This window comes from Janthinobacterium svalbardense (assembly GCF_002327145.1).
In the GTDB taxonomy this organism is placed as follows: Bacteria; Pseudomonadota; Gammaproteobacteria; order Burkholderiales; family Burkholderiaceae_D; genus Janthinobacterium; species Janthinobacterium tructae.
Genome location: NZ_CP023422.1, coordinates 3229527 through 3242662, shown reverse-complemented (window position 1 = coordinate 3242662; position 13136 = coordinate 3229527). Strand labels below are relative to the sequence as shown.

The window sequence follows — 13136 nt, the reverse complement described above, 5'->3', positions numbered from 1 at the left end:
GAAAACTCGGGGGATGCCATGATCTGGTGCAGGGATTTGCTGCTGAGGGCCTTGATGCTGGCCCTGCTGCTATTCGTCGTGGGCGAATCGCTGTCCTACTGGACGCCGGAAATCAAAAAACTGCTGGCCTGGCGTCCTAATGCCGTTCAGATAGCGCCCCTACGCGACCAGTAGACCTGCAAAACGGATTAAAGTCCCAGTCGCCCGCACAGGTGTACCGGGCCGAGCGAGCCTGAAAAATGTCGAGGGCAAGGCGCAGCGACGAAGACAGTACGCATGTACGGCTAGGAGCTGCAACGCCGCCATCGGCATTTTCTCGGGCTCGCGTCTCCGGCCCGCCATTTTTACGTTTTTACGCCTTACACCTTTGCCTTTAAATGCGTCGGACAGCTTAACTGAACGGCATTAGGCCTGGCGCCCTTTCTGACAACCACCTACCCTTCGCGCCCATCCACCCTGACACGCCACAGATAGGGCGCATACACGCACGCATACAAGCCAAAGGCCAGCGACCAGCAGGCGCCGGCAGCCAGCAGCAGCGGCATGGCCAGCGCTGCGGGACCGACGGCGGCCAGCAGGCGCGCCAGCGCGCCCAGCTGGATCAGCCAGTACATCGCCGTTTCCGCCCGGCCTCCCTTCAGCGGACGGCCCGTATGGCCCAGGGTGGTGCGCGTCATCATGCCGATGATCAATCCCGCCATCGAGCCCACCGTCAGCGCGTGAAACGCGGCGCTGGCCGGCAGCAGCCCCAGGCTGGCAGCCGCCAGCAGCGCAAAACCGACGCCTATCCACGCATACGACAGGTGCAAAATCCACAGCAAGGGCACGCGCAAGGTACGCTGTGGCTGCCAGGCCAGCAGATTGGCCAGCGACACGCCGGCGGCACAGAAAGCCAGCGGCGCCGTCAGCCAGGCCGGCGCGCCGGCCAGCCACGCGATGGCGGCGGCCGCCATGCAGGCCACGGCGACCAGCGCGCGCTGCGGGCTGGCCACCGGCGTGCTGCCCTTTGCGCCATTGCGCGTAAACATGGGAATGACGCGCGCGCCGATCACCGATTCGATCAGCACGATGACGAAGATGGCCGCCTGCACGGGCACGAATACGGATAACGTCAGCCAGCCCAGCACGGCCGCGTGGAACAGGCCATTGGCCAGCGCCAGCAAGGCCAGCAAGCCGACGAGGAACAGGTTGCGCGTATTGCCCGAACGGCGCAGCACCTGGTACAGGGGCCAGGCGGCCAGCGGCAGGAACAGCCACTCGACCAGCGCCGGCACCAGCCCGGGGCCGCACAGAATGGCGATGCGCCCCGCCAGCCACAGCGCCGCCAGCGCCATCAGCGGGGCACCGTGCGGCGTGGGCAAGCCCGTCCAGTTGCGCCCCGCCGTATACAAAAACCCCACGACGACGGCCAGCGCGAAGCCGAACACCATTTCATGCATATGCCATCCCAGCCCCACCTGCAGGCCGCCCGTCAGCAAGCCGGCATAACTGGCCAGCCACAGGGGAATGCTGATGGCCGCAAACACGGCCGCCAGCAGATAAAACGGGCGAAAACCCAGCTGCCAGACGGCATGGCGGGCATGCCAGGGAGCGGCGCCGGCTGTCGTGGAAGGTGGAGAAGGTTCGCTGATCGGGGTAATGGCCATGATGGGCTCGCTTTTAAAGATATATTCAATATACTACTTTAAAAGCGCAAGGACGGCCATCGGCAAAAAGGACTAGAGAGAGATAATAGCCATGGGGTCTGACCGGCGGGTCAGACCCCAACTACCGGGCTACTTGCCCTGGCGGTGCTCGACCGCATACACGGCCGCCTGCACGCGGCTGGTGAGGTTGAGTTTTTTCAGCACGTTCTGCACGTGGATCTTGACCGTGCTTTCGGCCAGGTCGAGGGTGCGCGCGATGCCCTTGTTGCTCTCGCCGCGCGACAGGCAGTCGATGATTTCCTTTTCGCGCGGCGTGAGCTTGTCGAGTTCCGACACGGGTTCCTCGCGCCGCGTGCCCGCCTGCAGCTGCGCCACCAGCTTGCCCGTCATGGCTTCGGCGATGACGACTTCGCCGGCGGCCGCGCGGCGGATGGCGCGCACCAGATAGTCGGCGTCGATATTCTTGATCAGGTAGCCGCAGGCGCCCGCACGCAGGGCCGTCGCCAGGTCCTCCGCGTCTTCCGACACGGTGAGCATGACGATGGCCGTGTCGGGACAGTCGTGCTGCATCAGCTGCAGCGCTTCCACGCCCGACATGCCGGCCATGTTCAGGTCCAGCAGCACCACGTCGGGCTGCAGCTGGATGGCGCGCTTGATGCCTTCGACGCCATCGGCCGCTTCGCCCACCACGGAAAAATCCGCATGCCGCTGCAGCAGCGAGCGTATGCCGCTGCGGAACAGCGCGTGGTCGTCCACCAGCATGACGGTGATCGGTGTATCGGGAGTCTCCATTTTTTTGTACTTTCAGATAGTTACTTAGGCGGCGCGGCGCTGTTCGCGCGACAGGTGCAGTTCGACGGTCGTGCCGCCACCGGGACAGGCGTGCACGTCGAACGTGGCGTCGATGCGCTGCGCGCGCTCGCGCATGATATGGATGCCGACATGGCTGTCGCCCTTTTCCAGCACGGCGGCAGCATCGAAGCCGACGCCATTGTCGCTGATCGTCAGCGTAAAGTCTTGGTGATCGGCGAGGCGCACCTCGACATGGCTGGCCTGGGCGTGCTTGCGGATGTTCGACAGCGCTTCCTGCACGATGAATAGTAACTGCAATTGCTGTTCCCGGGGGAATGGCGCGCCATCGACATCGGCCAGCAGCTCGGCCTCGATGCCCGTCTGGCGGCGGAATTTCTCGATTGCCGCGCGCAGGGAGCCGATCAGGTCGTCCTCCATCAGGCGGCTGCGGAAGTTGGCCAGCAGTTCGCGCACGTCCTCGTAGCTTTCCTTCACACCCGCATGCAGGGCCGGCACGATGCCCGCCACTTCGTCGAAACGGGCATTGCGCACGGAGTCGTCGAGCATCTGCACCTGCAGGTTGAGGAAATTGAGGCTTTGCGCGATGCTGTCGTGCAGGCCCTGCGCCACCAGGTTGCGCTCCTCGGAAATGGCCATTTCGCGCTCGCGCGCGGCCAGACGCAGGTTTTCCAGCGCGATGCCCAGCAGCTGGCCCAGGGTTTCCAGCAGCGCCAGCTCGCGCGCGGAAAACACGCGCGCATGGCGGAAGTGCAGGTTGAAAAACCCCAGGTGCTGTTCGTGCGCATGGATGTGGAAGACGGAGACGGTGGCAAAGCCCTCGCGGTGGCAGCGCAGCTCGTGCGCCTTGTCGATGCGGCGCATGTCGTGCACCTTCGCCACTTTCATCTCGACGGCCGTGCCGCACAGGCAGTCGCCCACTTTCAGGCAGTGTTCCGACGCCACCAGTTCCTCGGACAGGCCCGTATGCACCACCATGTGCAGGTTGCCCCGCTCGGCATCGAGCACGCGCACGGTGGAGCCGTCGGCCTCGAAATAGTCGACGATGCGCTGCATGAAGCCGCCGCAGATGTCTTCCAGGGGCTGCGGGCGCTGCAGGAAAGCGGCGCTTTCGTACAGCAGCGCCAGTTCGCGGTTGCGGTACTCGAGGGTGGCCGTCTTGCTGCGCACGCCCTCTTCCAGGTTGCCGTACAGGGCCTGCAGGCGGTCGGCCATCTGGTTGAAGCCACTGGCCAGCTGGCCGAATTCGTCATTGCTTTCGACGGCCAGGCGCACGCTGAAATCGCGCTCCTTCATGCGCTGCATGCCCAGGCGCAGCCGCGTGACGGGTTCGATGATGAGCATGAACATCAGGTAAATCATGCTGACCGTGCCGATGACGGCCATGCCGACCAGAATCAGCTGCGAGGCACGCAGCCAGAAGGTGCGCTGCTCGCTATCGTGCTCGATCAGGCGCACCAGCTGGTCGACCTGGCCGACGAAGGTATCGGCGTCATGCTCGAACTGGCGCGCCCGCGTGGTGGAATCGGCAGCCAGCGCGGCCGGACGCAAGGCGCCGCGCCAGGCGGCGCCGATGCGCTCGAATTCGGACTTGATGGCAGTGCTGGGGGGCAGGAACAAGGGGCGCTGCGGGTCGCCGTGGCCGATCTTGGCCAGGGTCTCGTCGATCAGCAGCACCTGCTGGCGCGCCTGCTCGCCGGCGTCGCTGGCCAGCAGCAGGGTCAGGCGGTAGGTCTGCATGCGCAATCGCCCCGTTTCATTGATGGCGGCCGAACTGCCTTCGAGCTGCCACGACAGGAACAGGGTGCAGCCGATGGCGCTCAGGGCCAGCACCAGCATGAGCAGCAGCGCGCCGACGATCTTGGTCGACAGCTTCTGCCAGGAGGAAAACATCGCCTTGAATTTCATACCGCCCTTGAATGTAAATACAAACTGCCTCAACCGCCCGTCTGCGCCATGAACCTGATAATTTTATCGGGCTGCGTATTGAAATCGTGCTGCTGCGGCTTGAGTTCGATGGCGGCGCGGATCGCCGCTTCAATCTCCGCATCCGTGGCCCCGCCGCGCAGCATGGGGCCAAGGGCGAATTTCTCTTCCTGGCCCAGGCACAGGTACAGGGTACCATCGACGGACAGGCGCACTCTGTTGCACGTGGCGCAAAAATGCTGCGACATGGGCGTGATGAAGCCGATGCTCGAGCGGCCATCCGCTGTCGCCATATAGCGTGCCGGCCCGCCACCCAGTTCTTGCGCCTGCGGCACCAGGCCAAAGCGGGCCGCCAGGCGCTCGCGCACGGGGCCCAGCGGCATGTAGCTGGCATTGCGGCCCGTACTCCCCATCGGCATGGCTTCGATCAGGCGCAGGATGAACTGCTGCTCGATACAGAAAGCCGCCATGGCCTCGATCTGGCCGTCGTTGACGCCGCGCATGGCCACCATATTGATCTTGATCGGGTCGAAACCGGCTGCCTTGCCCGCCATCAGGCCGTCCAAAATAGGCTGCAGGCTGTCGCGTCCCGTGATCTGCTGCATGCAGGCGCGGTCCAGCGAGTCCAGGCTGACATTGATGCGGTCCACGCCCGCCGCGCGCAGGGCCACGGCGTGCTTGCCCAATTGGGTGGCATTCGTCGACAGCGACAGGTCCTGCAGGCCAGGCAATGCGGTCAGCCGCTGCGCCAGCTCGGGCAGGTTGCGCCGCAACAGCGGCTCGCCGCCCGTCAGGCGCACGCGGCGCGTGCCGAGGCGAACGAAGATGCCCATCAGGCGTTCGATCTCGTCGAACGTCAGCCAGTCCTTCGGCTCCTCGAAGCCGCGAAAGCCCTTGGGCATGCAATAACTGCAGCGCAAATCGCAGCGGTCGGTGACGGACAGCCGCACATAATCGATCGAACGGCCAAAACGGTCCTGCAACTTGACGCTACCCATGACGCTACTCCTGATTCTTCCGTGATTGTAAAGGCTGGGGCACGATCTGGCTGTGCCCCAGAAGGCCTAGCGGCCTACGCCTTTTTAGCTACGCATTTCTACTTACTGAACCAGCGGACTGGCTGTGCCATCGCCGCTGGCACCTTCCAGCTCGATACCCGCGATGTCGGCGCGCCCCACCAGCAAGTGCAGATACTGGTGCACGGCGCGCTGCCACGCGGCGCGCGCCAGGCGGTCGGCGATCTGCGCCTGCACCGCCTCGTAGGCGATGGCCTGGCCTTCGACCCGGCGCAGCACTTGCACGATGTGGTAGCCGAAGCGCGTTTCCAGCAAGTGGCCGGCCAGCGCGCCCGCCTCGAGGCGGAACAGCAGCGCGTCAAATTCCGGCACGCTCTGGCCCTGCGACAGCTGGCCCAGGTTGCCGCCCAGCGCGCCCGACGGGCAGTTCGAATACTGCGCCGCCAGTTCGGCGAAGCGCTCGGGCGCCAGTTTGAGGGCGTCGAGCACGGCTTGCGCCGTCGTGCGCAGCAGCTCCAGGGGCGCGTCAAGCGTCACCTGGAACAGGATGTGGCGCGCCTCGACCAGCGCGCCGCTGCGAAACAGCTGCGGGCGCTGCGCATAAAAGGTGCGGCAAGCCGCATCGTCGGCCGGTGGTACGCGCACTTCCTGCTCGAACAGCGCTTCGACCAGGCCATCGTCGCTATCTGCTTGCAAGCCCAGGCGCTGAGCCTCGTCCAGCAGCAGGCGGCGCAGCACCAGTTCATGCACGGCCTGCTTCAGCGGATTGCCCGCCTGCTGGTGGTGCGGCAGTTCCTGCGCGATGTCGGCATCGTCGATATCGATGCCGTTGACGGAAATTCCCATGATGATTCTCCTTTCAATGACCGCCTTAGCGGCGGCGCACGAGTTGGTAAGCGCGGCCCAGATAAGCGACCGCGCCAAAGCCGCTCCACACGTGCACCAGGCGGGTGAACGGGAAGATGACGAACAGCGACATGCCCATGAACAGGTGCAGCTTGAACACCAGCGGCGCATCGACGATGAAGCTGGCGGCGTCGCCGCGGAAGGTGACGATGTGCTGCGCCCAATTCATCAGCAAGACCATCATGTGCCCATCCATGTGCGAAGCCGAGACAAAGATCGACGACAGGCCCAACAGCAAGGTCAGCAAAATCCACAGCATCACCAGCTTGTCGCCGGCCGTGGTGACGGCGCGCAGGCGGTCATTGGAAAAGCGGCGCACCAGCAGGATCAGCAGGCCGGCCAGGCACAGGCCGCCCATGATGCCGCCAGCGGCCATGGCCACGCCCTGTTTCAGACTGTGCGTCACGCCCAGCGTATCCCACACCCAGACAGGAGTGAGCAAGCCGGCCGCATGGCCGAACAGCAGGCCGATGATGCCGATGTGGAACAGGATATTGCCCAGGCGCAGGCTGCCACGGTGCAGCAGCTGGCTGGAATCGGACTTCCACGTGTATTGCTCGCGGTCGAAACGGATCAGGCTGCCGAGGAAAAAGATCGCCAGCGCGATGTATGGATAAATGCCATACACAAATTGATGCAAGTAATTACTCATGATGTACTCTCCTCATGCGGGCGCAGGCGGCCCATTAAGCGGCGCGCCGCGGCTGCGGGTGAAAATGCACGGGATGGACGCCGCCCGGGGCCTGGCCCAAACCTGGACGCAGCAAGGGCTCGACGCCATCCGCACCGGGACCGAAGGTTTCCAGCGCTTCATCCATGTCGCGGATCGGCGGTTCGGCCAGCATTTCGGCCGCCACGGGGCTCAGGCGTTCGAGCAGCGTGAAGACGGGCGCATATGGACTGCCGTTGGCCGTCAGCTTGCGGCCGATATGCGCCAGCACGTGGACGGCGTCGCCCAGCAGCGGCGCCGATGCCGCCTCGTCGAGCTGCGCCAAAAATTCCAGGAACAGCGGCACGAAGTCGGGCAAATCGTCGCCCGTCATCTGCAAGCCATGGCGCTTGTATTCCTCCATCAGGTCGACCATGGCCTGGCCCCGGTCGCGCGATTCGCCGTGGATATGCTCGAACAGGTGCAGCGAATGCGACGGGTTGCGGTCAAACGTGGCCACGTACTGCTGCTGCAGGTCGATCAGGCTGCTGCTTTCCAGATGCGCCAGCAAGGGTAGCAACAGCGCGTGCTGCTCCGGCATGGCCGCCAGCGCCGCATCGAGCTCGGGCAGATGCGCGATCAGCTCGGGCTCGGGATACAGCAGCAGGCGCGAGAGGATTTGATACTGATTCATAGCGTGTGTCATATCGGTTCCTTAAGCGCCTGGCGCCGTTTTGCGCGACTTCGGCATCTGCATGAAAATGGCCGAACCGTGTTTTTTCTTGCCGAACAAGGTAGCTTCGCTGGTGCCGTCCGAGCAGTCATTGCCGAAGCTGAAGCCGCACGAACCCTTCTCGTTGAAGCTGTCCTCGGCCATTTCCTTGTGGCTGCTGGGGATGACGAAGCGGTCTTCGTAATTGGCAATCGCCATGATGTGGTACATGTCCTCCACCTGCGCCTTGGTCAGGCCCACCTGTTTCAGGACCGTGAGGTTCTCCACCTTCTCGACCGTCTTGCTGCGCATATAGGCACGCATGGCCAGCATGCGGTCCAGCGCCGTGACGATGGGCGGCTGGTCGCCGGCCGTCAGCAAATTGGCCAGGTACTGCACGGGAATGCGCAGGCTTTGCGTGTCCGGCAGCATGCCGTTCACGCCCAGCTTGCCCGATTCGGCCGCCGCCTGGATCGGCGACAGCGGAGGCACGTACCACACCATCGGCAAGGTGCGGTATTCGGGATGCAGCGGGAACGCCACTTTCCACTCGACGGCCATCTTGTAGACGGGCGACTTGACGGCCGCTTCGAGCCAAAGATCAGGAATGCCCTGGCGGCGCGCCTCGGCGATGATGGCCGGGTCGTGCGGATCGAGGAACAGATCGAGCTGCGCCTGGTACAGGTCCTGCTCTTGCGGCACGGAGGCGGCTGCCTCGATCTTGTCCGCGTCATACAGCAGCACGCCCAGGTAGCGAATGCGGCCCACGCACGTTTCCGAGCACACGGTAGGCTGGCCAGCCTCGATGCGGGGGAAGCAGAAGGTGCACTTCTCGGCCTTGCCGGACGACCAATTGTAGTAAATCTTCTTGTACGGGCAACCGGAGATGCACATGCGCCAGCCGCGGCACTTGTCCTGGTCGATCAGCACGATGCCGTCGTCTTCGCGCTTGTACACGGAGCCAGATGGGCACGACGCCACGCATGTCGGGTTGAGGCAATGCTCGCACAGGCGCGGCAGATACATCATGAAGGTGTTTTCGAACGTGCCGTACATCTCCTTCTGCATGTTGTCGAACAGTTTATCCTTGCTGCGCTGGGCAAATTCGCCGCCCAGGTCATCTTCCCAGTTCGGACCCCACTCGATTTTTTCCATCTTCTTCCCCGTCAGCACGGAGATCGGACGGGCCGTCGGCGGCGTCTGCGACAGCGGCGCGCTTTGCAGGTGTTCGTAGTCGTAGGTGAACGGCTCGTAGTACTCGTCAATCGCGGGCAGGTTCGGGTTGGCGAAGATATTGGCCAGGATTTTCAAACGGCTGCCCTGGCGCGGCTCGATCTTGCCAGCGTCCGTACGGCGCCAGCCGCCATTCCACTTGTCCTGGTTTTCCCACTGCTTCGGATAGCCGATGCCCGGTTTGGTTTCCACGTTGTTGAACCATGCGTACTCGACGCCATCGCGGCTGGTCCACACGTTCTTGCAGGTGACGGAACAGGTGTGGCAGCCAATGCACTTGTCCAGGTTCAGCACCATGCCGATTTGCGCTCTGATTTTCATACTATGCTCCTTCTTCCTGCAACGGGCCTTCGAGCCAGTCAACCTTGTTCATCTTGCGCACCAATACGAATTCATCGCGGTTGGAGCCCACCGTGCCGTAGTAATTGAAGCCGTACGCCAGCTGGGCGTAGCCGCCGATCATGTGCGTCGGCTTGGGCACGGCGCGCGTCACCGAGTTATGGATGCCGCCCCGCTTGCCCGTCATCTCCGCGCCGGGCACGTTGATGATCTTTTCCTGCGCGTGGTACATCATCGTCATGCCGGCCGGGATGCGCTGGCTGACGACGGCGCGCGCCGTCAGGCTGCCGTTCACGTTGAACACTTCAATCCAGTCGTTGTCGACGATGCCGGCCGTCTTCGCGTCGGTTTCCGACAGCCACACGTGCGGTCCGCCACGCGACAGGGTCAGCATGCGCAGGTTGTCCGAATACGTGGAGTGGATGCCCCACTTCTGGTGCGGTGTCAGGAAGTTCAGCGCCAGTTCCTTGTTGCCGTTCGGCCTGGTGCCCAGCAGCGCTTCCGTCGTCTTGGTGTTAATGGCCGGCTTGTACACGCACAGGCCTTCGCCGAAATCGCGCATCCACAGGTGATCCTGGTAAAACTGCTGGCGGCCCGTCAAGGTGCGCCAAGGGATCATTTCATGCACATTCGTATAACCGGCCGTGTAGCTGACTTCTTCGCTTTCCAGACCCGACCAGGTGGGCGAGGAAATGATCTTGCGCGGCTGCGCCTGCACGTCGCGGAAGCGGATGCTGTCATGCTCGCGCGGCTTGGCCAGATGCGTGTGCTCGCGTCCCGTGATGTTTGAGAGCGCGGCCCAGGCCTTGACGGCCACGTGGCCATTCGTTTCCGGCGCCAGCGTCAGGATCATCTCGGCCGCATCGATGGCCGTATCCAGGCGCGGCTGGCCCTTCGACACGCCTTCATCGAGCACCGTGCGGTTGATGCCGCGCAGTACTTCGACTTCATGGCCCGTTTTCCAGGAAATGCCCTTGCCGCCATTGCCGATCGATTCCAGCAGCGGCCCGATCGAGGTGAACTTCTTGTAGACGTCGCGGTAATTGCGCTCGACCACCGTCATGTTCGGCATGGTCTTGCCCGGGATGGCGTCGCATTCGCCAGCGCGCCAATCCTTGGGATCGAAAGGCTGACCCAGTTCACCAGGGGTGTCGTGCATCAGCGGCGTGAGGATGATGTCTTGCTGGGTACCCAGCAGTTCGCCACCGATTTCCGAGAATTTCTCGGCGATGCCCTTGTAGATTTCCCAGTCCGACTTCGATTGCCACAGCGGCTGCACGGCTTCCGACAGCGGGTGGATGAACGGGTGCATGTCCGAGGTGTTCAAGTCGTCTTTTTCATACCAGGTGGCCGTCGGCAGCACCACGTCGCCATACAGACACGTAGTCGACATGCGGAAGTCCAGCACCACCAGCAGATCGAGCTTGCCTTCGGCGGCCGGACGCACTTTCACCTGTTTCGGCGTGATGCAGTCGTCTTCGTCGCTGAGCAAGCCATTCTGCGTGCCCAGCAGGTATTTCAGGAAGTATTCGTGGCCCTTGCCCGAGCTGCCCAGGATGTTCGAGCGCCAGACAAACATATTGCGCGGGAAGTTGGCCGGATTGTCCGGGTCATCGCACGAAAACTGCAGCTGGCCCGCCTTGATCTGGTCGAGCGCATACGCGGCCGGTGCCTGCCCCGCCGCCTTGGCGGCCTTGGCCACTTCCAGCGGATTGGTTTGCAGCTGCGGCGCCGATGGCAGCCAGCCCATGCGTTCAGCCTTGGCGTTGTAGTCGAGCAGGGTCAGGTCGCCCGTGCCACCGGCAGCCGATGGCGAGGCGATGTCGCCCGTTTCCAGCTTTTCGTGGCGCCATTGGCTCGTATGGGCATAGAAGAACGAGGTGCCGTTCATCTGCCGCATCGGCCGCACCCAGTCCTGGGCGAAGGCCAAAGGCGTCCAGCCCGTTTGCGGACGCAGCTTTTCCTGGCCCACGTAATGCGCCCAGCCGCCGCCGGACTGGCCGATACAGCCGCACATCATCAGCATATTGATGATGCCGCGATAGGTCATGTCCATGTGGTACCAGTGATTCAGGCCGGCGCCCACGATGACCATGCTCTTGCCGCGCGTCTGGTCCGCGTTTTGCGCGAACTGGCGCGCCACGGTGATGACGTCGGCGCGTTTCACGCCCGTGTGCTTTTCCTGCCACGCGGGGGTGTACGGCACGTCGTCGTCATAACTTTCCGCCACGTTCTCGCCGCCGAGGCCACGGTCGATGCCGTAGTTGGCCAGCGTCAGGTCGAACACGGTGGTGACCAGGGCGGTCGTGCCGTCGGCCAGGCGGATGGTTTTCACCGGTACCTTGCGCAGCAGCATGTCGGACGCGTCCTTGCCGCCGAAGTAAGCGAAACCCACTTCCGTGACGGCGTCGCTGTCGTTGATCATGGAGAGCATCGGCACGATGGGTACGCCGCTGCCGCCGGCCTTCTGTTCCAGGTTCCACTTGCCCGACTCACCCCAGCGGAAGCCGATGGAGCCGGCCGGCGCGGTAATCGCACCCGTGGTTTCGTCGATGACCAGGGTTTTCCATTCCGGGTTATTCGTTTCGTCGAGGTTGTTGTCCAGGTGCGAAGCGCGCAGGAAGTAGTCGGGCACCAGGGTGCCGTTATGCTCCTTGAGCAGCACCAGCATGGGGAAGTCCGTGTACTGGCGCGCATATTCGCGGAAGTAGTCGGACTGGCCTTCCGAGTGGAATTCCTTCAGGATGACGTGACCCATGGCCAGCGCCAGCGCCGCGTCCGTGCCCTGCTTCGGCGCCAGCCAGATGTCGCCGAACTTCACCATTTCGCCGTAATCGGGCGAGATGGCCACGGTTTTCGTGCCCTTGTAGCGCACTTCCGTGTAGAAGTGGGCGTCCGGCGTGCGCGTCATCGGCACGTTCGAGCCCCACACCATCAGATAGGTCGAGTTGTACCAGTCGGCCGATTCCGGCACGTCCGTCTGTTCGCCCCACACTTGCGGACTGGCCGGCGGCAAGTCGCAGTACCAGTCATAGAAGCTCAGGGCCACGCCGCCGATCAGCGACAGGTAGCGCGTGCCGGAGGCATAGCTGACCATGGACATGGCGGGAATCGGCGAGAAGCCGACGATGCGGTCCGGGCCGTATTTCTTGATCGTCAGCGCATTCGCGGCGGCGATGATTTCATTCGATTCTTCCCACGTGGCGCGCACGAAACCGCCCAGGCCGCGGATGGATTTGTACTGCTGCGAGCGCACGGGGTCCTGGCTGATCCAGTCCCAGGCGGTGACGGGGTCCATGGTCTTGCGCGCTTCGCGCCACATTTCCATCAGGCGGCCGCGCACCATCGGATACTTCACGCGCTGCGCCGAATACACGTACCAGGAATAACTGGCGCCGCGCGGGCAGCCGCGCGGCTCGTGGTTGGGCAGGTCGGGCCGCGTGCGCGGGTAATCGGTTTGCTGGGTTTCCCAGGTGATCAGGCCATTCTTGACATACACCTTCCAGCTGCACGAGCCGGTACAGTTCACGCCATGCGTGGAGCGCACGATCTTGTCGTGCTGCCAGCGCTGGCGATAGGCGTTTTCCCAGGTACGGTCTTCATCGACCACGGTGCCATGGCCGTTCGAGAACGGCTCGGCAGGCTTGCTAAAAAATTTAAGACGGTCCAGAAAGTGACTCATGCTACCTCCACATTGCGCCGCAGGAGCGGCGCCAGGTCATAAAAACGCTGCAAGCAGGATGGCTCAAGCGTCGATACAAACAGTCTATCGATGTGCCCTGCGCGGCGGTATTGGCAAGAAGTCGGTTTCGCGCACCAGGAATGCATAGATGCGTAGTCACCCGGATAGTCACTATTGCCTATGGGCGCCGCGAGCGTGCTGCGGTATATCTGTCAAC

General features: G+C 63.3%; 10 protein-coding genes. 1 reads left to right on the top strand and 9 read right to left on the bottom strand.

The annotated features are described in order from the left end of the window. Window positions 1-18 precede the first annotated feature (18 nt). Window positions 19-174 carry a hypothetical protein gene (locus CNX70_RS28210; protein WP_157751022.1) on the top strand — a complete coding sequence of 52 codons (156 nt, stop codon included), beginning with the start codon at window positions 19-21 and terminating at the stop codon, window positions 172-174. Between the two features lie 260 nt (window positions 175-434). On the opposite strand, the gene CNX70_RS14440 is transcribed toward CNX70_RS28210, so the two are convergent. The 9 genes from CNX70_RS14440 to CNX70_RS14400 form a co-directional block, all read right to left on the bottom strand. Then, window positions 435-1646 (bottom strand): NnrS family protein, encoded by a 1212-nt coding sequence (locus tag CNX70_RS14440; RefSeq protein WP_096235243.1) that lies wholly within the window; start codon window positions 1644-1646, stop codon window positions 435-437. Window positions 1647-1775: 129 nt separating this feature from the next. After that, entirely contained in the window at window positions 1776-2438 is a 663-nt protein-coding gene (locus tag CNX70_RS14435; RefSeq protein WP_096235242.1) for a response regulator, read from the bottom strand. A 24-nt stretch (window positions 2439-2462) separates the two neighbouring features. After that, window positions 2463-4349, bottom strand: coding sequence for a type IV pili methyl-accepting chemotaxis transducer N-terminal domain-containing protein (locus CNX70_RS14430; RefSeq protein WP_341865510.1), 1887 nt, complete (start codon window positions 4347-4349; stop codon window positions 2463-2465). Between the two features lie 44 nt (window positions 4350-4393). After that, window positions 4394-5380 (bottom strand): GTP 3',8-cyclase MoaA, encoded by a 987-nt coding sequence (moaA, locus tag CNX70_RS14425; RefSeq protein WP_096235240.1) that lies wholly within the window; start codon window positions 5378-5380, stop codon window positions 4394-4396. Between the two features lie 102 nt (window positions 5381-5482). Next, complete coding sequence (locus tag CNX70_RS14420) at window positions 5483-6244, bottom strand: peptidylprolyl isomerase (protein WP_096235239.1); 762 nt, start codon at window positions 6242-6244, stop codon at window positions 5483-5485. A 25-nt stretch (window positions 6245-6269) separates the two neighbouring features. Further along, on the bottom strand, window positions 6270-6956 hold the full coding sequence (gene narI / locus CNX70_RS14415; RefSeq protein ID WP_096235238.1) for a respiratory nitrate reductase subunit gamma: 687 nt from the start codon (window positions 6954-6956) through the stop codon (window positions 6270-6272). Window positions 6957-6990: 34 nt separating this feature from the next. Next, window positions 6991-7659 carry a nitrate reductase molybdenum cofactor assembly chaperone gene (narJ, locus tag CNX70_RS14410; protein ID WP_244198795.1) on the bottom strand — a complete coding sequence of 223 codons (669 nt, stop codon included), beginning with the start codon at window positions 7657-7659 and terminating at the stop codon, window positions 6991-6993. Between the two features lie 9 nt (window positions 7660-7668). Further along, window positions 7669-9219 (bottom strand): nitrate reductase subunit beta, encoded by a 1551-nt coding sequence (gene narH, locus CNX70_RS14405; RefSeq protein WP_096235236.1) that lies wholly within the window; start codon window positions 9217-9219, stop codon window positions 7669-7671. Window position 9220: 1 nt separating this feature from the next. Next, window positions 9221-12919 carry a nitrate reductase subunit alpha gene (locus tag CNX70_RS14400; protein WP_096235235.1) on the bottom strand — a complete coding sequence of 1233 codons (3699 nt, stop codon included), beginning with the start codon at window positions 12917-12919 and terminating at the stop codon, window positions 9221-9223. Between the last annotated feature and the right edge of the window lie 217 nt (window positions 12920-13136).